This is a genomic window from Salinigranum rubrum (assembly GCF_002906575.1).
GTDB classification, from domain to species: Archaea; Halobacteriota; Halobacteria; order Halobacteriales; family Haloferacaceae; genus Salinigranum; species Salinigranum rubrum.
The window spans coordinates 852,294-875,571 of the sequence record NZ_CP026309.1 but is presented as its reverse complement, the minus strand read 5'-3'; the positions used below and the strand labels follow the sequence as shown (position 1 = coordinate 875,571).

Here is a 23,278-nt window from a genome sequence, read left to right as displayed (position 1 = left end):
TCGCTCTCACGCGCCGATCCAACCGCACTAGCCGGATGCGGTGGCGCGTGACGGTGCGCGGTTTCGTCCGCGCACCTCACGCGCGAGGGATGAGGCCACGAGCGAACGAAGTGAGCGAGTGGCCGAATCGGCTGGGGAGGCCTGTGGCTTCACCGCGCCCGTGTGTCGCGCGGTCGCTGTCTCTCCGCTCACTCACTCGACAACCGGACCACACCGACAACCGGACCACATCGACAACCGGACCACATCGACGACCGGGCCACGGATTCACTCGACCGAATCCGGAACCGACCACAGAGTCACTCAGCGGACGACACGAAACGAACTACACGACGTCGACGCGATACACCCGTCCCCCCAGGTCGTCGCTCACGTACAGCGTCCCGTCGAGCGCCAGCACGTCGACCGGGCGGCCGGTCGCCTCGTCCATCCCTTTCCCGTCGGGGAGGAACCCGAAGAGGAACGGCTCGGGCGAGCCGAGCGTCCCCTCCTCGTACGGCACGCGAACGACCTCGAACCCGGTCGGGTCCTCGCGCCCCCACGACCCGTGGAGGGCGACGAACATGTCGCCGCGGTACGCCTCGGGGAACGCGGAACCGGTGGCGAAGTCGAACCCGAGCGGGGCACAGTGGGGCGGGAGTTCGACGGCGGGCGCGAGTGCGTCGGTGGGGGCGTCGGCCGACACCGACTCGTTCACCGGGACGTTCGCCCCGTAGTAGTGGGGGAAGCCGTAGTCGCCGCCCTCGGCGACGACGTTGATCTCGTCCGGTGGGAGGTCGGGGCCGAGGTCGTCTGTGCCGTTGTCGGTGGCGAAGAGGCGGCCGTCGTGCCACGCGATGCCGACGGCGTTCCGCAGGCCCGTCGCGTACGTCGTCGGGTTCGACCCGTCGAGGTCGAACCGCGTGATAGCGGTGAGGTAGTCCTCGTTCCCCGCCGTGCAGTCGCCGGAGAGACAGTTCCCCGCCGAGAGGTAGAGGTGGCCGTCGGAGAGGGCGAGACTGCGCGTCCAGTGGTACTTGCCGGCGGGGATGTCGTCGGCGAGCACCTGCATCGAGTCGGAGGCGACCGCGACGCCGTCGAGGTCGTATCGAAGGAGTTGGTCCGCGGTAGCGAGGTAGAGCTGACCGTCGAGAAAGTCGATGCCGTGGGGCCTGTCGAGGTCGGCGACGACCGTCGTGACCTCGGTTGCCGTCTCGTCGTCGGTCGAGAAGGCGACGACCCGGCCCTGAGAGGGGACCGTGACGTAGACCGCGCCCTCGTGGGCGGCGAGCAGACGGGGACCGGGTTCGGGTCCGGGCCGGAACTCGCCGCCGCCGAGCGAGCCGTCGTCGGCGAACGTCGACACGCGGAACCCGTCGGGGACGGAGAGACCGGAGACGGCGGGGGACGCAGCCGTCTCGTCCGTAGCCGAGGGGGGCGAGAACGTCGTCGTGTCGCCCGTGTCCGCGGTCGACCCCGGGGCCGAACTGGTCGCACAGCCGGCGAGTGCAGAGAGAGACGCCACAGCGAGGAACTCACGGCGGTTCATTGACGAACAGTAGGAGCGGCTGAACATGGTTACACAGGGCGTAATCGCGGCACAACGGACGGTACGCCGACCGTTTGCTGTGGTAGGAGGATGCTATCCAGGGATGGGCAGACCGCTCCAGCCACCACGGTTTAGTAGGCGCTCGACGCACTCGCGGTATGCTCGGCTTCATCGGCGGCAGCGGAATCTACGAGGCGCTCCCCCTGGACGACACCCGCGAGGAGACGGTGACGACGCCGTTCGGGGACCCCTCGGCCCCCATCGTCGTCGGCGAGTTCGCCGACACCGGCCGCGAAGTCGCGTTCGTGCCTCGGCACGGCCGGGACCACCAGTACTCACCGACGACACTCCCCTACCGGGCGAACATCTACGCGCTGAAGGAACTCGGCGTGACGCACGTCATCGCGTCGAACGCGGTCGGGAGCCTTCGAGAAGAACTCCCGCCGCAGACGCTCGTCGTCCCGGACCAGACGTACGACCGGACGAAACGCCGCCCCCTGACGTTCTTCGACGAGGGTATCGTCGTCCACCAGCCCTTTGCCGAGCCGTACTGCCGGGAACTCTCCGCACACCTCGCGGAGGCGGCCCGCGAGGCCGCGGGAACCGACGTCGTCGAGGGCGGCACGTACGTCTGTATCGAGGGGCCGCAGTTCTCCACCGTGGCCGAGAGCGAGTTCTACCGCGCACAGGGGTGGGACGTCGTCGGCATGACGACCATCCCGGAGGCGAAACTCGCCCGCGAGGCGGAAATCGCCTACGCCACCGTGACGGGAGTGACCGACTACGACGTCTGGAAGGAGGGGTCGCAGGTGACCCTCGAAGAGGTGCTGGAGAACGCACAGGCGAACGAAGACGCCATCAAACGGACGGTCGAACGCGCCATCGAGACGCTTCCCGACGACCACGCGTGCAGCTGTCACACGGCGCTCGAGGGGACCATAAACACGCCCAGTCACGCGATTCCGGAGTCCACGAAGGACCGACTCGCACCCCTCGTCGGCGACTACCTCTGATCGAGTGTCAACCAGTCGTTAAGGTGTGGTAATGGAGTAATTGTTTAATATTGATGTATACTATAAAGGAGAGAAGGAATGTCCTTAGATGGGAACTCTCGACGACTATCTCCAACTGCTCGGGAACGAACAGCGACGGCAACTCCTTCAGGCACTGCTCGGTAGCGAGGGACCGGTGACGGTCGACCCTGGCGACCCGGCCGCACACGCGCGGCTCTATCACATCCACCTCCCGAAGCTCGAATCGGCCGGACTCGTCGACTGGAACAGACGGGGGGGAACCGTCGTCCGCGGGCCGGCGTTCGACGACATCGTCCCGTTGCTCGAGGCAATCGAGGGGATGACCGAGGGGAGCGAAAGCGGAACGACGGGCGGGGGAGGCGAGAGCGAGGCGGCAAACGGGGAGGACGGCCAGGCAGCGGCCGATAAAGAGGACGAGACGGACGACGCGTAGGGTGTCGCAGGCTCAGTCGGCGACCGCCTCGTCGCCGACGGCGACGACGGCCGGGTTCTGCACCCAGAGGTCGCCGAACAGTTCGTCCTGCTGGAGGTGGACGACGCCGCGGTGTGCGAGAAAGAGCAGCGCGAGGAACGTCTGGACCCGCCGGCCGCCGACGTCGCGGATTTCCGCGAACAGCACCTCGTCGCGCCCCTTGTCGTAGTGGGTCCGGAGCGCCCGCTCCACGTCGGCGATGGTCGACTCGATGTCCTCCATGTGGGTGGTCCCGGTGACGTCCGCCTCGCCGGGTTCGCCCTCGTCGCGGAAGTCGTCCGCGGCGTGGTAGTCGAGCGTCTGTGTCCCCCGGTTGTATCCCTGAGGAGAGCCGCTCGTGTCGTACGTCCGCCCCTCTTTCCACCACGAGCCGTGTTCGGCCTCGCGGAGGTCACGGACGAGTTCGTCGAGCGTCTCGGGCGACCCCCGGGCGTGTTTGCGGTCGAGCCTGCGGTCTATCTCGGACTCCAGCGCGTCGATGGGGTCGTAGTCGAACTCCCCCCCGCTCATCTCGGCGGCCCACGACTCCTCCGGTTCGGGGTCGTCGGGTGCGAGTATCTCGTCGCTCTTCATCCGCAGGAGGACGCTCGCGTAGAAGAGCGCCCGACCCGACGTCCGGAGGTCGCTCTCGTCTAACCGTTCGAGGAACGCGTCGGTCACGGCCACGATGTCGATGTCCCAGGGGTCTATCTCACCCTCTTCGGCGAGTTGGACCAGGAGTTCGACCGGTTCGACCTCGCCGTCGTCGTCCGAGTCGGAGACGTCCGTCGCGTCGGTCAGGAGCTTCGACGCCCCGTCCGTCGAGTCCGGCTCACCGTTCGTCGACTCGGTGCTATCCGTCGGCGCCGACTCGCCGTTCGTCGACTCGGAGCCGTTCCCGAACGGCGCGGGGGCCGGCTCCGACTCCCCGTTCGACCCCTCTCGTGGCGTGGTCAGGTCGAGCGAGAAGTCGGCGACGTCGTCCGGGGTGCCGTCACGATAGAACCCGTTCCCGTTCCCGTTTCCGTTCCGGCTGTCCCCACCAGCACCACCCCCCGCAGGCACGTCCGCGTCGGTCGCCTCCGCGGCCTCTTCTTCGCGTCGGTCGGCCCCGGACCCGGACTCGGACTCGGGTTCGGCCGATTCGTCAGTCATCCGCGGGCACCTCCTCGGCGTCACCGCCGAGACGGATGCCCGTCACTGCCGAGACGTTGTTGCCCTGCATGGTGACGCCGATAGCCCGCTCGGAACGTTCCAGCAGCGCCGACCGGTGGGAGACGACGACGAACTGCGCGTCGCCCGCGAGGTCGTCGACCATCTCGCCGACGCGCTCGGCGTTCGCGGCGTCGAGGAAGGCGTCGATCTCGTCGAGCGCGTAGAAGGGCGCGGGGTTGTACCGCTGGATGGCGAAGATGAACGCGAGCGCCGTGAGCGACTTCTCCCCGCCGGACATCGCGTCCAGTCGTTGGATGGGCTTGTCCCCCGGCTGGGCCTTCATCGTCAGTCCGGCCTCGAAGGGGTCCTCCGGGTTCTCGAGTTCGAGCGCGCCGGTCCCGTTCGAGAGCCGCTCGAAGATGTCGGTGAAGTGCTCGCTGATGGCGTCGAACGCCTCCATGAACGTCTCCTTCTTCAGCGACTCGTACCGCTCGATGCGTTCTCGGATCCCGTCGCGTTCCTCGACGAGCACGTCGCGCTTCTCGCACATCTCGTCGAGGTCCTCGGAGACGCGGTCGTACTCGTCGATGGCCAGCATGTTCACCGGTTCGAGCGCCTCCATCTCCCCTTCGAGTCGCTCGATTTCTGACTCGACGGTGTCGTGGTCAGGCACCTCGTCGGGGTCGTAGTCGCCCACTTCGGTCGAGAGTTCGTCGATCTCCCACTCGAGGCGGTCGACCGACGATTCGAGCGATTCGAGCTTCGACTCGACCTTGTTCACCCGGTCTCTCTGCGCGTCGCGCTTCGCCCGGGCCTCTTGGACCTCCGACTGGAGCTCTCGCCGCTCTTCTTTCAGCTCGGCCAGTTCGTCTTCGAGGTCGGCGACTGCCTCGCGCTTCGCTTCGAGACGTTCCTCCTGTGTCTCGATCTCGTCTTCCTTCTCGGCGATGGTCTCCGTCGCGTCGGCCTTCCGGTTCTGGGCCGACTCGATGGTCTCTTCGAGGTCCTCGATGGCCTCCTCGGCGTACTCCTTCTCCAGGGAGAGTTCGTTCAGCCGGGCGTCGAGGTCGTCCATCCGCTCCTCGTGCTCGTCGATCTCGGCGCGGAGGTCGTCCGCCTTCGCCGAGAGTTCCGGGATCTTCGAGTCGGCGAGTTCCTGCTCCAGTCCCTCGATGTCGGCCTCGACCGACTCGATATCGTCCTCTTTGGTCTCGATGTCCGCGTCGAGCGCCGACATCTCGTCGGAGACGGACTCGCGTTTTCCCTCTAACTCCTCGATTCGCTCCTCGAGCGTCTCGACGCGGGCTTCGGCCTCCTGTAGCTCCTCTTCGGCGTGCTCGACGTCCGTCTCGACGGACCGGACCTGGTCACGCGCGTTCGAGGCCCGCCCGCGAGCGTCGTCGAGACGGCTCTCGACGTCGTCGATCTCTTCGGAGAAGGAGCGCCGCGTCTCTTCGAGTTCCGATATCTCCTCGGCGAGCCGTTCGAGCTTTCCTTTGCCCGACTTCGAGAAGGAGTAGCGGGAGCCTGAGCCGGAACCGCCGGTCATCGCGCCCGATTTCTCGACGAGGTCGCCGTCGAGCGTCACCATCCGGTACTGGCCCATCAGGTCCCGTGCCGTCTGCATGTCCTCGACGACGAGCGTCGCGCCGAGGACGTAGGAGAACACCGGGTCGTACCGGGCGTCGAAGTCGACGAGGTTCCGTGCGAAGTCGACGACGCCCGCGTGAGAGGGCTTTCGGGGGAGGCTCCGGTCGTCCATCTTCGAGATGGGCAGGAAGGTCGCACGGCCGGCGTTCCTGGATTTGAGGTAGTCGATACACGAGGAGCCGACGCCGTCGTCGTCGACGACGACGTGGGCCAGCCGACCGCCGGCGGCCGTCTCACACGCGGTGGCGTACTCGCCGGAGACGGCACCGAGTTGGCCGACGGTGCCGTGGACGCCCGAGATGCTCGCGTTGAGTATGGTCGTGACGGACCGTGGATAGGAGTCGTCGCCGTCTCTGCCCGCGCGGGCTTCGAGTTCGGCGTACTCGTTCTGCTTGCCTCTGAGGTCGCTCTCGACCTCCGAGAGCTGCTCTTTCAGTTCTTGCTTCTTCTCGCGGAGGTCGTCGATGACGTCGTCGATCTTCGCCTTGTTCTTCTCCGCCTTGTCCAGTTCGGAGTGCAGTTCCGAGATGCGCCTCTTCTTCTCGGGATGGCCTCTTTCGCCTCGGAGAGTTCGTCGCGCGCCTCGGAGAGTTCGTTCGAGCGGCGGCGGGCGTCGTCGAGGAGGCGGTCCTTCTCGCGCTGGAGGTCGTTCCGCTCGGATTTGAGCGACTCCCGGCGCTCTTTCTTCTCCTGGAGGTCGGACTTCAGTTCGTCGAACGCCGTGTCGACGCTCTCGATCTCCGCTTCGACCTCGGCGAGGTCGGCCTCGGTCGACTGGGTCTCGGATTTGACCGACGCCTTCTCGACTTTCGTCTGTCTGATCTCGCTTTCGAGGTCCGAGATGCGCTCGTTCTTGCGGTCGAGTTCGACGAACGCCTTCCGGCGCTCGTTCTCTGCGCCCTCCTTGCGCTCTTCTGCGGCCTCGATGTCGTTCTCCAGCGAGCGGATCTCGCCTTTGATCTCCTCCATCTCGGACTTGATTCTCAGCTGCTCGTCCTCGCCCTTCCGCTCGATTTCGCGGGTGAGCTCCTCCAGTTCGGATTCGAGTCGGGAGACCGCTCCCTGCCGCTCGTCGAGCGTGGCCTGAACGTCGGCGAGTTCCTGCTCGGTCGCCTCGACCTTCTTCTCTGTAGACGCGAGGTCGGAGCGTTTCTCCTCCAACTCGGCCGCCTTCAGATACCCCTCGTACTCCTCTTTCTCCTCGCGGAGGTCCTGGTACTGGAGAGCCGTCTCGCGCTCGTCCTCTAGCTGTTCGAGTCGGTCTTCCTTCTCCTCGATGCGGAGGTCGACCTCCTCGACCCGCTCTTTGACCGCCTCTAACTCTTCGAAAGCGTCGGCCTTCTTCGCGTCGAACTCGGCGACGCCGGCGATCTCGTCGACGATCTCTCTCCGGCGATACGGCGTGGTGTTGATGATTTCGGTGACGTCGCCCTGCATGACGACGTTGTAGCCCTCGGGCGTGATGCCCGCCTGCGCGAGGAGGTCCCGAATGTCCGAAAGGTTCACCGAGCGCCCGTTGAGGTAGTAGTACGAGTAGTAGTTCTCCTCGGTCCGCTTGACGCGGCGCTTGACAGTTATCTCGTCGACGTCGCCGACGTCGTCCGTCCCGGCGGCGGAGGCGACCTGCGAGCGCGAGAGCGTGCCGTCGTCGTTGGCGAGGACGACCGTGACGGACGCCTCACGGGGGCCCGAGACGTCGCTGTCCCCGTCGTGGCCGGGGTTGTAGATGAGGTCGGTGAGCTTCTCGGCGCGGATGCCCCGCGTTCGAGCCAGGCCGAGCGCGAACAGGACGCCGTCGATGATGTTCGACTTGCCCGATCCGTTCGGGCCCGTCACTACCGTAAAGTCCTCGTAAAAGGGGATGCGGGTCTTCCGGCCGAAACTCTTGAAATCGTCTAAGACGAGCTCTTTGATGTGCATGGGGTGCTCGCGAGTGGAGTCGCGAGCTTACGCGACGATGATGTCGCTTCCGTCCTGCTCGGACTCCGTTTCCTCCTCCTTATCGTCCTCGGTCTTAGCCTCTTCGCCGCTGTTGTTCCCCTCCGGTCCGACGGTGTCTTCGAGCGTCTTCTCGTGTTCGTCGGCGTCGACGAAGCGCTGTTCGGGTTCGTCCTCCTCGGCCGCCGGTTCGGCGTCGGCGTCCGCGTCGGAATCTGTCTCGGTGTCGGCCCCGTCGTCCGCCGCGTCCGTCTCCGTCTCCGGTTCGCTCCGCGGCTTCGCCCGCACCGCCGGGTCGTCGACTTCCACCGCGTCCTCGAGTTGCCGGAGTCGCTCCTTCGTCTCGACGAGTTCTTCGGTGAGACCGTTGACCGCTGCCTGGAGTTCCGACGCCTTCCGTTCGAGTTCCTCCACGCGATTACTCATGCTCACTAGCCCTCGTGGCGTTTGCATAAAGGTGCGTCAGACGGACGGATGACAACGGGGCCCACAGCCGCTACGGCTATCAGTTCTGATGTCGGTACCGAGGAAATCGACGACCGTGCGGGTGAGAACGCGACGACCACGAGGCGGGCGAGAACGACGACTGCGTAGATGTGAACGCGACGACCGCGCGACACGCGCGAGGGATGAGCGAACGGACGGAGTGAGTGAGCGAATCGGCTGGGGAGTCTTCGTAAGCGAGTGCAACGAGCGAACGAATGGCTCGAAGCGGCTCCGCCGCTTCGGTGGGTGTGGCGTCACCGCCCTGGCGACCGTGCGGTGTTCCTGCTGTCCGTGCCCGCGGTCGAGCACCCCCTCACCGCGGCCCGTACCCGTAATCGAACACTCTCCGCAGTGCCGTCCGTATCCGCGACCTAGATCCGTTCCTCTGACCCGTCTCCGCAGTCGAACACCGCTGACCGCGATTCGACCGTCCCGTTAGTCTTTAGCCCGCCGGCGTCGAACCGCGTTCAATGACTGCTCAGGCGCTCGAAGGGCGCGAACTCGCGTGCGTCATCGGGCTCGAGGTCCACGTCCAGCTCGAGACCGACACGAAGGTCTTCTGCGGCTGTTCGACCGAGTCTGTGGAGGGCGAAGAACCGAACACGCGGACCTGCCCGGTCTGTCTCGGCCTGCCGGGCGCGTTGCCCGTGCTGAACGAGGCCGCCGTCGAGTCGGCCGTGAAGGTCGGCAAGGCGCTCTCGGCCGACGTCGTCGCGGAGACCACGTTCCACCGGAAGAACTACTACTACCCCGACCTGCCGAAGAACTTCCAGATCACCCAGTACGACGCGCCCATCTGCGCGGACGGCCACCTGGAGGTGTCGGTCGAGGGGAACGCGAGAGAGATCGGTATCGAGCGCGCCCACCTCGAAGAGGACCCCGGGAGCCTCCGGCACGTGAGAGAGGGAACCCGGCCCATCGAGAACCGGACGGTGAGCGTCGACCGCGCGGACTACACGCTCGTCGACTACAACCGGGCGGGAACGCCGCTGATGGAGATCGTCACCCGACCCGACTTCCGCTCGCCACAGGAGACGCGGGCGTTCCTCGCCAAACTGGAGGAAGTCCTCGAATACCTGGGCGTGTTCGACGCGAGCCGAGATGGCTCCCTGCGGGTGGACGCGAACATCTCGATGGTGGCCGCCGAGGAGGTGGAGGAGGACGGCTCCATCCCGACGGAGACGCTCGAATCGGCCAACCGGACCGAGGTGAAGAACATCTCCTCGCACAAGGGAGCCGAGAAGGCGCTCGCGTACGAGGTCACCAGACAGAAGAACGCCATCAAGCGCGGTCGGAGCGTCGAACAGGAGACGCGCCACTGGGACGAATCGAGAGGGATCACGGTGTCGATGCGCTCCAAGGAGGAGGAGAAGGACTACCGCTACTTCCGCGAGGCCGACCTGCCCGCGCTCCGGGTGGCACACTGGCGCGACGAAATCGCCATCCCCGAACTGCCGGACGCCCGCCGCGACCGCTTCCAGTCGGAGTACGGTCTCGACGCCGAATCCGCCTCGAAGCTCACCTCGACCAAGGAGGTGGCGGACTTCTACGAGGATCTGGCCCACGCGTTCGACCCGGACCTCGCGGCGACGTGGGTCGCGGACACCCTTCTCGGTGAACTGAACTACCGCGACATGCGGATCACCGACATCGAGGGGCGACTCGACGAGGTCGAACGGCTGGTCGAACTCGTCGCCGAGGAGGAGATCACGGCGAAGAACGCCCGCGAGACCGTGTTGCGAACGATGCTCGACGAGGGGAAGACGCCGGACGAAATCGTCGAGGAGGAGGGACTCGGCAAGACGGACGACGACACCATCGAGACGTTCGTCGAGGAGGCCATCGAGGAGAACCCCGACGCGGTGGCGGACTACGACAACGGCGAGGACGGCGCGCTCAACTTCCTCGTCGGACAGGTGATGCAGAAGTCGAAGGGGAGCGCCGACCCCGGGACCGTCAACCAAGCCCTCCGCGAGCGACTCGACTCCTGAGCGGTCGCCTGTCGCTGCCCACCGGTACCGCCTCGCTGTCGGGAACCGTCCGATCGAGTGACCGGCGGGGTGGCTCAGCCGCCGTCAGCCGAACGTGTGCAACGCACCCGTGGCGTGGACTAGTCGAGCGCCCGGTGGACGTACGCGTCGAGTTCGACGAACTCCGGGTCGCCACAGACGGGGCAGTCGTCGGGCGGGTGGAAGTGGCGTTGGCCGTCCTCGCTCGTGACCGACCCGGCGTACGTCACCTGACAGTTCAGACAGACGTACTGTTCGACTTGCTCTGGTGCGTGAGCCATGCGCATAAGTCATCCTCCATTGACAATAGTCCTTCCGCAGCGGCGACGGCCAGGCAACTCGACCCCTCGGTCGGCCGCCGGGAGCGTCCGCCAGACGTCGTCCGAGACGGGCGGGTCGTCCAAGACGAGAACACGCCGAGGTCGAGACGCGGCAGGTGCCGCGGACGCGCCGGGGCTCAGAACGGCAGGTCGGCCTCGACCTCGACGTGCAAGAGGTCGAGGTACGCCGACCCGTGCGTGGAGTCCTCGCGGAAGTCCGCCCGCGGGACGGCGTTCACGGTCGCCGTATCGTCCTCCTCGATGGAGACGCCCTTCCACCGGCGGCCGCCCAGAATACCGGTGAGGCCGTCGAACCCGTCGCCGCTCACCGAGACCCGCCGAATCTCGGCGAAGAGGCTCTCACGCTCTTCGAGGTAGACGGGGTCGCCACACGTCGGACAGTGGCCGATGTCCCGCCGGCGGCGACCCGGTTGGTGGAGTCGCGTGACGTGCCCGGACGTGCAGACGAACGCCGCCTCCATCAGATCGGAGATGCGCTCGGGGGCGGCGTCGAACGTCACCTCTAGCTGGACGAGTTCGTTCAGGTGCGCCATGAGGTTCGAGTCGAACGGCTTGAACCCGCCGGGGAGGTCGTCGACGTGGAGGATGAGCACGTCGAACGACCGCTCCCAGACGTCGTCGAGGTCGAGGCCGCGGACGTGCGAGGCGAACGTCTCGACGCCCATCCCGAGCGTCCGGTCGGGTCGCGTCCGGAGTTCGCGCTCGCTCGCGCCGGCGTCGAGCAGGTCCGGATACGAGACCACGAGACCGCGCTTTACCGGGTAGTCGGTCGCGACGGCCCGCACGCGCCGCGCCTGTCGCTCGTCCGCGTCGTAGGCGTCCCAGTAGCGCTCCCAGGCCGCACGCAGGTCGGCTTCGGACTGCATAGGGGAGCTACGTCACGTGTTAGCAAAACACTCACCTAGAGAGAAGACGATTGTCACGAAGGGGAGAACGACGGGACGAGCGCGACGGCGACGGTCGGAGGTCCCGGGTGGAGGCAGGCGGAGGCTCCCGACGAACGAGGGACGACCCCCACGACGGGTCGAAATAGCCCCATCACGGTCGCCAGAGACAACCGCACCGCGACCACTGCGTTCCGAAGTTCGCGCTCGTCCGCGTCGCGCACGCACGCCTTGACCCGTTGCAGTCGTGCGGTTTTCTTCCACGAAACCTTTACCCACTCGCTGCGCATAGCGGAGGTCAATGACCAGCGGCCCGGAGTTGATCGTCACTGAAAAGGACAACGCCGCGCGACGGATCGCGGACATCCTGAGCGGCGGCACCGCCGAGACCGAACGGATGAACGGCGTGAACGTCTACACCTGGGGAGGCAAGCGCGTCGTCGGTCTGTCGGGCCACGTCGTCGGCGTCGACTTCCCGGCGGAGTACTCGGACTGGCGCGACGTCGAACCCGTCGAACTCATCGACGCGAGCGTCGAGAAGCGGCCCACGCAGGAGAACATCGTCCGCGCGCTCAGACGACTCGCACGGAAGGCGGGGAGTGTCGTGATCGCGACCGACTACGACCGCGAGGGCGAACTCATCGGCAAGGAGGCGTACGAACTCGTCCGCGAGGTGAACGAGGACGTTCCCGTGAGCCGGGTCCGCTTCTCCTCCATCACCGACCGGGAGGTGACGGAGGCGTTCGCGAACCCCGACAGCCTCGACTTCGACCTCGCCGCCGCGGGCGAGGCGAGACAGATCGTCGACCTCATGTGGGGGGCGGCGCTGACGCGCTTCCTCTCGCTGTCGGCGCGTCAACTGGGCGAGGACTTCATCTCCGTCGGCCGGGTGCAGGGTCCGACGCTGAAGCTCATCGTCGACCGCGAGCGCGAAATCGACGCGTTCGACCCCGAGGACTACTGGGAACTGTACGCCGACCTCACGACCGCGGGCGGAGCGGACGAGGCAGAAGAGAAGTTCGAGGCGCAGTACTTCTACATCGACGACGACGGCACCGAAGCCGAGCGGGTCTGGGACCAGACCCAGGCGGAGACGGCGCACATGGCGCTCGCGTCCGCACAGTCGGCCACCGTCACGGACGTCAGGCGACGGACCCGGACGGACACGCCCCCGGCGCCGTTCAACACCACGCAGTTCATTCGCGCCGCGGGGAGCATCGGCTACTCCGCTCAGCGCGCGATGAGCATCGCCGAGGACCTCTACACCGCCGGGTACATCACCTACCCGCGGACGGACAACACGGTCTACCCCGAGGACCTCGACCCGCGCGAGTTGCTGGAGGCCTTCTCCGGTTCGACGTTCGCCGACGACGCGGAGTCGCTGCTCGACCAAGAGGAGATCGAACCGACCGCAGGCGACGAGGAGACGACGGACCACCCGCCCATCCACCCCACCGGCGAACTCCCCTCGCCGTCGGCGCTCTCCGACGACGAGTGGGAGGTGTACGAACTCGTCGTGCGGCGCTTCTTCGCGACGGTGGCGCCGCCGGCGACCTGGGAACACCTCCGGGTCGTCGCCGAGGTCGGCGGCGAGTCGCTGAAGGCCAACGGGAAGCGACTCCTCGAACCGGGCTACCACGCCGTCTACCCGTACTACAACTCCTCGGAGAACATCGTCCCGGACGTCGAAGAGGGGGAGGAACTGGCGGTGTCGAACCTCAGGCTGGAGGAGAAACAGACCCAGCCGCCGAGGAGATACGGCCAGTCGCGGCTCATCGAGACGATGGAGCAGATGGGTATCGGGACCAAGGCGACCCGTCACGACGTCATCCAAAAGCTGTACGACCGCGGCTACATCGAGAGCGACCCGCCGCGACCCACGCGGCTGGCACGGGCTGTCGTCGAGGCGAGCGAGGAGTTCGCCGACCTCATCGTGTCGGAGGAGATGACCGCCCAACTCGAACAGGACATGGCCGCCATCGCCGAGGGGAAGGCGACGCTCGACGACGTGACCGAGGAGTCCCGCGAGTACCTCAGACACGTCTTCGAGGGACTGATGGAGAACCGCGAGGCGCTGGGCGACCACCTCCAGAAGTCGATGAAGGCCGACAAGACGCTCGGTCCCTGCCCCGAGTGCGGCGACGACCTCCTGGTCCGAAAATCGCGACACGGCTCGTACTTCGTCGGCTGCAACGGCTACCCCGACTGCACGTACACCCTCCCGCTTCCCTCGACGGGGCGACCGCTCATCTTAGAGGAGACGTGCGAGGAACACGGCCTCCGCGAGGTGAAGATGCTCGCCGGGCGGAAGACGTTCGTCCACGGCTGTCCGCAGTGCAAGGCCGACGCCGCCGAGGAGGAGGAGGACCTCGTCATCGGGGCGTGTCCCGAGTGTGGGGAGAGCGCGGCGTCGGAGACGCCGCGGGACGGAGACGGAGACGGTGAAACCGTCGACGGAGAACACGGAGGCGAACTGGCCATCAAGCGCCTCCGCAACGGTTCGCGGCTCGTCGGCTGTACGCGGTACCCCGACTGCGAGTACTCGCTGCCGCTACCCCGGAGAGGCGACGTCGAGGTGACCGACGACCGCTGTGAGGAACACGACCTCCCCGAACTCCACATCGTCTACCCCGACTCCGACCGGGAACCGTGGGAACTCGGCTGTCCCATCTGCAACTACCGGGAGTACCAGGCGCGGCAGAACGGCTCCGAACTGGAGACCATCGAGGGAATCGGCGAGAAGACGGCCGAGAAGTTGAAGATGGCCGAGATAACCGACGTGGAGTCGCTGAAGAACGCCGACCCCGACGAGATAGCGGCGAGAGTCGACGGCGTCGGCGCCGAGAGAGTCCGGCAGTGGCAGGCGAAGGCGGACTGACGCATCGCTCGCTCGGGCCGACTCACGCAATCCGCGCTCTTTTTAGTCGTCCCCCATCGACAGGGCATCAATGACCGGGCCGTGGGAATCGTGGGACCACATCCTGAAGGTGGACCCCGACAAGGACCTCGTCGGCGACGAGACGTTCGCGGACGTCTGCCAGACGGGGACGGACGCCATCGAAATCGGCGGAACGACCGGGATGACCAAACACAACATGAGCGCGGTGATCGACGCCTGCGCCGAGTACGGCGTCCCGCTCTACCAGGAACCGTCGAACCCGGGCGTCGTCATCGACTCCGACGCGCTCGACGGCTACCTCATCCCGACCGTCTTCAACGCGGGCGACGTCTTCTGGGTGACGGGCGCGCACAAGGAGTGGGTCCGCATCGCGGACGGCCTCGACTGGAAACGGACCCACACCGAGGCGTACATCGTCCTCAACCCCGAGTCGGCGGTCGCGGAGTACACCAACGCCGACTGCGACCAGTCCGCGGAGGACGTCGCCTCCTACGCGCGGGTGGCGGAGCGGATGTTCGGCCAGGAGATCGTCTACATCGAGTACTCGGGGACGTTCGGCGACACCGAGAAGGTCGCCGCCGCGCGGGACGCGCTCGACGACGCCACGCTGTTTTACGGCGGCGGTATCCACGACTACGACTCGGCGTACGAGATGGGAAAGAACGCCGACACCATCGTCGTCGGCGACCTGCTCCACGACGAGGGCTGCGACGCCGTGCGCGAGACCGTCGAGGGCGTGAAGGACGCACACGCGGACTGACCGCCCTGTTACCGTTCTGTTCCATTTTCAGGTGTAAAATACCGAAGTGGTAAAATATAGGCAATATTTATCTCTCCTCGCGCTAAGAGAGGGGTATGAGTCGACGTGCCGCACCGTCCACGCCCGGACCGACCGCCCAGCCACCGCTCCCCGTCGATGTCACCCACTCGGTCCACACGCCGACGGAGGCGGAAACCGTCTCCATCTGTCGAACCGCCGTCGGCGACGCGCTGCGGAGCGTCATCCACTTCACGCGCGACGACTCGGAACTGCTGTACCTTCGAAAGGACCTCTACGGCGACGACCGCCGCCGCGCGCTGGAGGTAAAAGCGAGCCTCGTCGAGCGCGAGCGCGTCGGCTTCTCCTCGGACGAACGGTACGAGCCCCACGCCGCGGGGGCCGGAAGCGACCCGGCGCTCGGCGACTACGAGTTCACCGTCCGCGTCTTCACCGACGGCTTCGTCTGTCGGGTCATCGTCGGCGACCACGGACTCCTCCTCACGGCGGAGGACCTCGACGTCGACCGGGTCGAGGAGGTCGCCGTCGCCCTCCGTGGACTGCTCGCGACGGCGTACGGGTGAGTCGGCGACGACCGGACGTGGGCGGTGTCGCGCTCGGGTGACGTGAGCGAGGCCGTCGCGGCAGCGACGGAAGGCGACGTCCGGAGGAGGGTTCGTCGTCTCCATCGGGGAGAGGCGGAGCGCTCCGAAGGCCCAGCGCACGGAAGCGATACGGAACGGAATGACGGCGTTTAAGACCGGGCCACCGGAATCAGGGAACATGCAGGACCGAACCTACACGGCCGACGCCGAACCCGGCGACACGGTCACGGTCGCCGGCTGGGTCCACGAGATCAGGGACCTCGGTGGAATCGCGTTCCTCATCCTTCGAGACACCACTGGGAAGATTCAGGTCAAGTTCGAGAAGGAGGAGATGGACGACGACCTCGTCGAGACGGGGCTGGGCGTCCACCGCGAGAGCGTCATCGTCGTCACCGGCGACGTCGAGGAGGAACCGCGCGCGCCGACGGGCGTCGAAGTCACCCCCGCCTCCGTGGAGGTGCTCGCCGAGGCCGACCCGCAGCTACCGCTCGACCCCTCCGGGAAGGTCGACGCCGAACTCTCTACCAGACTCGACAACCGGACGCTCGACCTCCGAAAGGAGGAAGTGAAGGCCATCTTCGAGATCCGCGCCGAAATCCTTCGCTCCGTGCGCGAGGCGTTCCGCTCGCTTGGCTGCACCGAGATCAACACCCCGAAAATCGTCGCCACCGGTACCGAAGGCGGGACCGAACTCTTCCCCATCACGTACTTCGGCCGCGAGGCGTTCATGAACCAGTCGCCGCAGTTGTTCAAGCAGCTGATGGTCGGCTCCGGGCTGGAGCGGGTGTTCGAGATCGGACCCATCTTCCGCGCCGAGGAGCACAACACGCCCCGACATCTCAACGAGGCGACCTCCATCGACTTCGAGTCGGCGTTCGCCGACCACACCGAGGCGATGGACGCCTGTGAGGAAGTGGTGAGAGCCGCCTACGAGGGCGTCGCCGAGAACTGCCAGAAGGAGTTAGAGGCGCTCGACCTCACCGACGAGTTCGAGGTCCCTCCCGAAGAGTTCCCTCGGCTCACCTACGAGGAAGCCATCGAGCGCATCAACGCGACGGGCGAACTCGACGAGCAGTTGGTGTGGGGCGACGACCTGCCGACCGAGGGCGAGAAGGCACTGGGAGAAGACGTCGGTTCTCACTACTTCATCACCGACTGGCCCGCCGAGATCAAGCCGTTCTACATCAAGGACCACGACGACGACGAGCAGCTGTCGACGGGGTTCGACATGATGCACCCGCGGATGGAACTCGTCTCGGGCGGCCAGCGTGAACACCGCTACGACCACCTGGTGGAAGGCTTCGAACAGCAGGGTCTGGACCCCGAGGCGTTCGAGTACTACACGAAGATGTTCAAGTACGGCATGCCCCCGCACGCCGGCTGGGGTCTCGGCTGTGAGCGCCTCGTCATGACGATGCTCGGCCTGCCGAACATCCGCGAGGGCGTGTTGTTCCCACGTGATAGACAGCGGTTGAGCCCGTAGGCGAAACCGCGGTCAGAACGTGGGAGCCCGTGGAATCTCCGATTCCACGCTGTTTCCGCGAGACCGGCAGCGACTGTCGCCGTAAGGCGACGTCGCTGACCGACGAGCGGAGCGAGTCTCGTCGAACCGCCAACGAACGCACCCGTCCGGCGATGTCGTTACCCGGCGAGTGCCAGCCACGGAGCCTTTACCCATCGAGTCTAACCCCCCGACACAATGAGCGAACAGGAGCGAGAGCTCTCGACGCACGTCCTCGAAGAGGCAGGCCAGCGCGGTGAGACACTCCTGATAGACGACCTCATCGAACTCGTCGCCCGCTACGACGACGACGGTCGGGACGGCGTCCGCGTCGACCGCCTCGTCGCGTACGCGGAGCGGCTCGCCGAGGGAGGGCACCCGGTCGACCCCGACAGCATCCGGCCGGCCGTCGACGACCGCCTCGTCGACGACACCACGTGGGTCGGAGAGGACGCGCTGTACGCGACGGGCGAGGGGAGGGTGAGCCTCTTCCCACAGTCGTGGTACGACGAACTCGCCGGCGAGCGCGACGTCCGGCGGTACGTCGAGGTGCTGACGACGGCCATCGCCGACAGCGACGCGGGGCTCCAGCGCGGGGGGGCCGGGGAACAGAAGGCGGGCGACGGCGTCCCGCAGAGCTTCCTCATCGACGTCGCAGCCGTCGTCGGCGGCCTCGACCGGGAGGCGGTGAGAGGCGAGGTCGAACAACTCCGAGTGGAGGGCGTCCTCGCCGAGGACGCCGACCAGCATCCCGACGGAAACGTGAGACTGGCCGAGGACGCTCGCTGACGCGGCACGGACGCTTGGTCACTCGCGTGGGGAGAGGCACTGTTCGAACGCGTCGCTCGGATAGGGTCGAAGACAGCGGTGCGGAAAAACGCGGGTAGGGGTGTCGGTGGTTGATACCGAGTCGCCGTCCCATCCTCGTGGTGTGGCGGCGACTGACCGGACGCAAGACGAGTATCTTAACGTATCGGCCCGGGCATCAGTTCCGAGAGTCAGCGGTGCGCCGGATGGCGGGGGGTGAGGACGGGGCGCACGGCGAGGCGGAAATCTGAAGCGTTATACGGCACTCGTGGGGTAAGAGACAGTAGATGACCGACCAGTCGACGGCGACCGCGTTCGTGCCGGGCCACGTCACCGGGTTCTTCAGCGCCCACCGAACGGGCAACCCGGCGACGACTGGGTCGCGTGGCGGCGGTCTGACGCTCTCGGACGGCGTCCGCGTGCGGGTCGTCCCGTCGGAGACGACGCACGTCGCTCTCGGCGGGGAACGCGTCGAGATGGAACCGGTCGAGCACGTCCTCGACGCGTTCGACGCGACGGCGCGCGTCACTATCGAGAGCGAACTCCCCGTCGGGTCGGGCTTCGGCGTCTCCGGCGCGGCCGCGCTCGGAGCCGCCTACGCGAGCAACACGGTGTTCGACGGCGAGCGATCGGAGAACGACCTCGTCGAACTGGCGCACGTCGCCGAGGTGGTCGCCGGCACGGGTCTCGGCGACGTCGTCGCCCAGGCGCACGGTGGCGTCCCCATCCGGGTCGAACCGGGCGCGCCGGGTCACGGCGTGCTGGACGGCGTCCCGACGAGTTCGCGCGTCGAGTACGTCACCTTCGGGGAACTGTCGACCGCCGAGGTCATCGAGGGCGACACGACCCGGCTCAGCCGGGCGGGCGAGCGCGCGCTCGGTGAACTCCGCGAGCGACCGACCCTCCGACACCTGCTCCGACTCTCTCGGCGGTTCGCCCGCGAGGCGGGACTGCTCGTCCCCGAGGTCGAGACGGCGATCGACGCTGTCAGTGATGCCGGCGGGGAGGCGGCGATGGCGATGCTCGGCCGGTCGGTGTTCGCCCTCGACACCGGGCTGTCGGACGCGGGATACGACCCACAGGTGTGTGAGACGTACCCCTCGGGGGCGCATCTCGAACGCTGAACGAGGCGGCGGCGCGGCGGCAGAGGACGGGCGGAACGAAGACGGCCGATTTTTACCCTCGCGGCGACCTCACACCACCATGAGCGACGCGGAGCTATCGGAGTTACCGGAGTCACACCCCCGGTATCTGTCGCTGCGGACGCGACACCGTATCGAGGAGGGCGTCGAGAAGGGCATCACCTCGAAGCAGGGCCTCATCGCCGAGGGACGCGGCGAGGCGTTCGACTATCTGCTCGGCGAGCGGACGCTCCCGACCGCCGACGACGCCGCGCGGGCGGCCGCCGCGCACCTCCTCCTCGCGCGCCATCCGGTCATTTCGGTGAACGGGAACGTCGCCGCGCTCGTTCCCGAGGACGTGGTCGAACTCGCGGCGGTCGTCGACGCCGACGTCGAGGTGAACCTGTTCAACCGCACCGACGAGCGAATGCAAGCCATCGTCGACCATCTGCGGGAACACGGCGCGGGAGAGGTGAAAGGCCTGAACGGCGACGCCCGGATTCCCGGACTGGACCACAAGCGCGCGGTCGTCGACGCCGACGGCATCGGCGACGCCGACGTCGTCCTCGTCCCGCTCGAAGACGGTGACCGCGCCGAGGCACTCGCCGCGGTCGGCAAGACCGAAATCGTCGTCGACCTCAACCCCCTCTCACGGTCGGCGCAGACGGCCACCGTTCCCATCGTCGACAACATCGTCCGCGCCCTGCCGAACATCACGACGCACGCGCGGGACCTCGCGGGGCGGCCGCGGGAGGAACTGGAAGCCGTCGTCGAGACGTTCGACACCGCGGGGGCACTCGCGGAGGCCGAGTCCGCGATTCGTGGCGGGAGGCTCGAATCGGATGCCGAGTCCGATCCGCGGACGAACGGCGAGCGGAAGTAGCGGGACCCGAGCGGGGGTGAGAAGCCGAGCGAGGCAGGGGAGCGTCGAGCGTTCGGAAGCGCGTCAGGTGACGCCGCTGACCAGCGTCGCGAGGTACTGAGAGGCGTCGCGCCGTCTCCGCACCTCGATTCGTGTGACCCACTTCACCCACTGGAAGCCCCGTCGGTCCGGTGCGACGAGTCTGAGCGGGAAGCCGTGACCGTGTGAGAGTCGGTCCCCGCCCACGTGCGTCGCGAGGAGGAAGCCGCGGGCCTCGTCGAGGGGGAAACTCCAGCGGTAGCCCGTCACCGAGTGGACGGTCACCCACCGAGCACTCGCGTCGACGCCGGCCTCGTCGAGCAGCGTACCGAGGGCGGCGCCGCGCCAGTCCTCGACGGTGTACCACCCGCTCGTGCAGTCGAGGAGCGCTCGCCGTTCGTCCGCCGTGTCGAGCGTCTCGTCCGACAGGTCAAGCGGCGTCTCGACGAGGCCGTCGACTCGGAGTCGCCACTCGTCGATGTCGACGGGGGCGGGGTCGTCCGCGACCCACGAGGTGACCGGGAATCCCTCGCCTTCGACCGGTTTCGAGCCCGTGAACCGCCGTGTTTCCCCACCCCCGACGACGCGGTTCGTCAGTTCCTGGCCGCGGACCACGAGCGCCCCACCGAGGAGGAGTGCGCCGTACTGCAACGCGGTGCGTCGGCCCTCGAAGTCGACGCGACGGACGGGACGGTAGCGGGCGCGAAGGTGGAGCACGACGAGCGGAACCAGGAGGAGACCGAGGCCGATGTGGACGTTGAGGAGCGTCCAGAACGCGAGGTCGACGTCGACGCCGAACACCCACGCCGCCCCCGTCGAGAGCGCCGCGAGCGCGACGACGGCGGTGAGAATCGAGAGCGGAGTCGCGCGGTCCCACCGGTCGCGTCGGAGCCGCGGCCGTACCCTTCGAAGCTTGAAGAACAGCAGGACGAGGAGCGTGAGGCCGACGACGCGGTGAACCCAGAAGAGCGGCCACTGCGCGGTCGCGCCGGCACCGAGCGAGACCACTCCCGTCAGCGTCTCGACGAGGACGCACGCGAGGATGGACCAGTCGACGAGGCGCGGTCGGGGTTCGAGCGCGGCGAGCGACGGCCCGGCCATACGGGTGGAAAGGGGTCGACGGGGATGAACGCGTCGGCCTCGCGGGCGCGTCAGCGACGGTCGACCGCAGTCGGGGCGCGAACGACTGTGCGCCGGTGTGTGACACGAACGCCTGCGCGCCAGTGTTGGCACGAACGCCCAAGTGGGACGCTCCCGTCGAGGGGGACGATGCCAGCCGCACTCGTCACCGGTTCCTCCCGGGGTATCGGCCGCGCTATCGCCCTTCGCTTCGCCCGCGACGGCTACGACGTCGCCGTGAACTTCCACACGAACGCTGACGCCGCGGCCGACGTCGCCGAGAGCATCAGGGACGCGGGGCGGGAAGCGACCGTCGTCGGCGCCGACGTGAGCGACCCCGACGCGGCGGCACGACTCGTCACGGCCACGGAGGAGGCGTTCGGCGGTCTCGACCACGTCGTCAACAACGCCGGCATCGACCAGCACGTCTACACCGAGGACCTGTCGCCGGCGGACTTCGACCACGTGATGGACGTGAACGTCAACGGCGCGTTCAACGTGACGAAGGCGGCGCTGTCACGTCTCGAAGACTCGGACGACGACCCCTCCGTCACGAACGTCTCCTCCATCCTGGCGTACACCGGCGCGCCGGTCGAGTGTCACTACGCCTCGTCGAAGGGTGCGCTGGTGTCGCTGACGAAGAGCCACGCGGGGGACTTCGCGCCGAACGTCCGCGTGAACGCCGTCGCACCCGGTCACGTCGAGACGGACATGACCGCGGACCGCAGCGCCGCCGAAAAGCGCGAGGAGCGCGCGGAGATTCCGCTCGGGCGATTCGGGCGTCCCGCGGAGATCGCCGACGCGGTCGCGTACCTGCGCGACGCGACGTTCGTGACGGGAGAGACGCTGAACGTCAACGGCGGCGAACTGATGCGCTGAAGTCGGCGTCGAGCCGGATTCAGGCGTCGTCGAGCGCCCGTTCGATGCGGTCGAACCCCTCGTGGAGTCGGTCGAGGCTGTTGGCGAAGCTCAGTCGGAGGCGGCCCTCGCCGGCGTCGCCGAACCCGCCGCCGGGCGCGAGAACGACGCCGTGTTCGGTGAGGAGGTGCTTCGCGACTTCGAGGCTCGTTCCGGGGAGGTCGACGTCGAGGAAGGCGTAGAAGGCTCCTTCGGGGTGGGGACAGTCGAGGCCGTCTATCTCCTCGACCCGGGATATCACGGCGTTCCGACGCTCGGCGAAGGCGTCGTACATCTCCTGAAACGGCTCCTGTGGGCCGGTGAGGGCGGCGAGGGCGGCGTGCTGGGCGACGCTTGAGGTGCAGGCGGTCGTCGATTCTCTCACCTTGGTCGCCTCGTCGACGACCGAACTCGTCCCCGCCAGCCAACCGACGCGCCACCCGGTCATCGCGTGGCTCTTCGAGCAGGAGCCAATCGTAAGAACGTGGCTCGCGTCGTCGACCAGGGCGGCGATGCCCCGCGAATCACCGTCGTAGGTGAGCGAGAGGTACACCTCGTCGGCGACGACGTAGGCGTCGTGGTCGGCGGCGGCCTCGACGACGGCCCGGACCGCATCGGGAGAGGCGACCCGGCCGGTCGGGTTCGAGGGACGGCAGAGCATCACGGCTGCCGTCTCGGGCCCCATGGCTTCGATCACCCGGGACGCGTCGAGGTCGAATCCGGTCTCGACCGGCATCGGAACTTCCCGGGGAACGCCGTCGGCGAGGCGGGCCTGCATCCAGTAGTTCGGCCACCCCGGCGAGGGGACGACGAGTTCCTCGCCGGGTCCCACGGTCGAGAGGACGGCGAGGTGGAGCGCCTCCATCCCGCCGGTGGTGACGAGGACGTCCTCGGGGGCCGTCTCGACGGCGAAGTCGCGGTCGAGCGTCGACGCGATGGCCCGCCGGAGCGCCGGGAGGCCCGCGTTCGAGGTGTAGTGGGTCCGGCCCTCGCGTGCGGCGCGCGTCGCGGCGTCGATGACGTGTTCGGGCGTGTCGAAGTCCGGTTCGCCGACTTCGAGGCGGACGAGGTCCTGCTCGGAGGACTGGGCGAGGTCGAACATCACCCGGATGGAAGAGTGTGAGCAGTCGCGGACTCTCGCGGTCGGGGTGGGCATACCGAGGGGAGGTGGATGGGGGAGTTAAGCGTCCGGGTC

The 23,278-nt window shown here is 67.3% G+C and carries 18 protein-coding genes and 1 pseudogene; 11 read left to right on the top strand and 8 right to left on the bottom strand.

Going from position 1 to position 23,278, the window contains the following annotated elements:
* Positions 1-325: 325 nt before the first annotated feature.
* Positions 326-1,528, bottom strand: coding sequence for a PQQ-dependent sugar dehydrogenase (locus tag C2R22_RS04145; protein ID WP_162562375.1), 1,203 nt, complete (start codon positions 1,526-1,528; stop codon positions 326-328).
* 158 nt (positions 1,529-1,686) lie between these two features.
* Between C2R22_RS04145 and mtnP the strand changes: the two genes are divergently transcribed.
* Both mtnP and C2R22_RS04135 read left to right on the top strand, forming a co-directional pair.
* A complete protein-coding gene (gene mtnP / locus C2R22_RS04140) occupies positions 1,687-2,541 on the top strand; it encodes an S-methyl-5'-thioadenosine phosphorylase (protein WP_103424636.1) in 855 nt (284 codons plus the stop codon).
* Positions 2,542-2,629: 88 nt separating this feature from the next.
* Positions 2,630-2,995 carry a hypothetical protein gene (locus C2R22_RS04135; protein ID WP_103424635.1) on the top strand — a complete coding sequence of 122 codons (366 nt, stop codon included), beginning with the start codon at positions 2,630-2,632 and terminating at the stop codon, positions 2,993-2,995.
* Positions 2,996-3,007: 12 nt separating this feature from the next.
* On the opposite strand, the gene C2R22_RS04130 is transcribed toward C2R22_RS04135, so the two are convergent.
* The 3 genes and pseudogenes from C2R22_RS04130 to C2R22_RS04120 all read right to left on the bottom strand — a co-directional run bounded on the left by C2R22_RS04130 (position 3,008) and on the right by C2R22_RS04120 (position 8,182).
* Positions 3,008-4,168 (bottom strand): segregation and condensation protein A, encoded by a 1,161-nt coding sequence (locus C2R22_RS04130; protein ID WP_103424634.1) that lies wholly within the window; start codon positions 4,166-4,168, stop codon positions 3,008-3,010.
* Positions 4,161-7,738 (bottom strand): annotated as a pseudogene (gene smc, locus C2R22_RS04125) (chromosome segregation protein SMC). Before smc ends, C2R22_RS04130 begins: the two are co-directional and overlap by 8 nt.
* Positions 7,739-7,765: 27 nt before the next feature.
* The gene (locus C2R22_RS04120; RefSeq protein ID WP_103424633.1) at positions 7,766-8,182 is read right to left on the bottom strand and encodes a DUF7518 family protein; all 417 of its coding nucleotides are present in this window, start codon (positions 8,180-8,182) and stop codon (positions 7,766-7,768) included.
* 530 nt (positions 8,183-8,712) lie between these two features.
* Between C2R22_RS04120 and gatB the strand changes: the two genes are divergently transcribed.
* Positions 8,713-10,233, top strand: a complete 1,521-nt coding sequence (gatB, locus tag C2R22_RS04115) for an Asp-tRNA(Asn)/Glu-tRNA(Gln) amidotransferase subunit GatB (protein WP_103424632.1) — start codon at positions 8,713-8,715, stop codon at positions 10,231-10,233.
* Positions 10,234-10,352: 119 nt separating this feature from the next.
* Here gatB and C2R22_RS04110 read toward each other — a convergent pair whose 3' ends face one another.
* Together C2R22_RS04110 and C2R22_RS04105 are read right to left on the bottom strand one after the other, a co-directional pair.
* Entirely contained in the window at positions 10,353-10,532 is a 180-nt protein-coding gene (locus C2R22_RS04110) for a hypothetical protein (RefSeq protein ID WP_103424631.1), read from the bottom strand.
* 176 nt (positions 10,533-10,708) lie between these two features.
* Positions 10,709-11,458: a minichromosome maintenance protein MCM gene (locus tag C2R22_RS04105; RefSeq protein WP_103424630.1), complete on the bottom strand. Its 750-nt coding sequence runs from the start codon at positions 11,456-11,458 to the stop codon at positions 10,709-10,711.
* A 319-nt stretch (positions 11,459-11,777) separates the two neighbouring features.
* Between C2R22_RS04105 and C2R22_RS04100 the strand changes: the two genes are divergently transcribed.
* The 7 genes from C2R22_RS04100 (at position 11,778) to C2R22_RS04070 (ending at position 20,049) form a co-directional block, all read left to right on the top strand.
* Complete coding sequence (locus tag C2R22_RS04100) at positions 11,778-14,354, top strand: DNA topoisomerase I (RefSeq protein WP_103424629.1); 2,577 nt, start codon at positions 11,778-11,780, stop codon at positions 14,352-14,354.
* Between the two features lie 70 nt (positions 14,355-14,424).
* Positions 14,425-15,135, top strand: coding sequence for a phosphoglycerol geranylgeranyltransferase (locus C2R22_RS04095; protein WP_103424628.1), 711 nt, complete (start codon positions 14,425-14,427; stop codon positions 15,133-15,135).
* A 95-nt stretch (positions 15,136-15,230) separates the two neighbouring features.
* Positions 15,231-15,716 carry a DUF7522 family protein gene (locus C2R22_RS04090; protein ID WP_245902876.1) on the top strand — a complete coding sequence of 162 codons (486 nt, stop codon included), beginning with the start codon at positions 15,231-15,233 and terminating at the stop codon, positions 15,714-15,716.
* Positions 15,717-15,915: 199 nt separating this feature from the next.
* The gene (aspS, locus tag C2R22_RS04085; protein WP_103424627.1) at positions 15,916-17,220 is read left to right on the top strand and encodes an aspartate--tRNA(Asn) ligase; all 1,305 of its coding nucleotides are present in this window, start codon (positions 15,916-15,918) and stop codon (positions 17,218-17,220) included.
* Positions 17,221-17,436: 216 nt separating this feature from the next.
* Positions 17,437-18,027, top strand: a complete 591-nt coding sequence (locus tag C2R22_RS04080; protein ID WP_103424626.1) for a hypothetical protein — start codon at positions 17,437-17,439, stop codon at positions 18,025-18,027.
* A gap of 305 nt (positions 18,028-18,332) precedes the next feature.
* A complete protein-coding gene (locus C2R22_RS04075; protein ID WP_103424625.1) occupies positions 18,333-19,169 on the top strand; it encodes a pantoate kinase in 837 nt (278 codons plus the stop codon).
* A gap of 79 nt (positions 19,170-19,248) precedes the next feature.
* On the top strand, positions 19,249-20,049 hold the full coding sequence (locus tag C2R22_RS04070; RefSeq protein WP_103424624.1) for a 4-phosphopantoate--beta-alanine ligase: 801 nt from the start codon (positions 19,249-19,251) through the stop codon (positions 20,047-20,049).
* A gap of 63 nt (positions 20,050-20,112) precedes the next feature.
* Here the strand turns inward: C2R22_RS04070 and C2R22_RS04065 are convergent, their stop codons facing one another.
* A complete protein-coding gene (locus C2R22_RS04065; protein WP_103424623.1) occupies positions 20,113-21,168 on the bottom strand; it encodes a molybdopterin-dependent oxidoreductase in 1,056 nt (351 codons plus the stop codon).
* A 168-nt stretch (positions 21,169-21,336) separates the two neighbouring features.
* Between C2R22_RS04065 and C2R22_RS04060 the strand changes: the two genes are divergently transcribed.
* Positions 21,337-22,065 (top strand): SDR family NAD(P)-dependent oxidoreductase, encoded by a 729-nt coding sequence (locus tag C2R22_RS04060; protein WP_103424622.1) that lies wholly within the window; start codon positions 21,337-21,339, stop codon positions 22,063-22,065.
* Between the two features lie 19 nt (positions 22,066-22,084).
* Here C2R22_RS04060 and C2R22_RS04055 read toward each other — a convergent pair whose 3' ends face one another.
* Positions 22,085-23,239 (bottom strand): pyridoxal phosphate-dependent aminotransferase, encoded by a 1,155-nt coding sequence (locus C2R22_RS04055; protein ID WP_103424621.1) that lies wholly within the window; start codon positions 23,237-23,239, stop codon positions 22,085-22,087.
* Between the last annotated feature and the right edge of the window lie 39 nt (positions 23,240-23,278).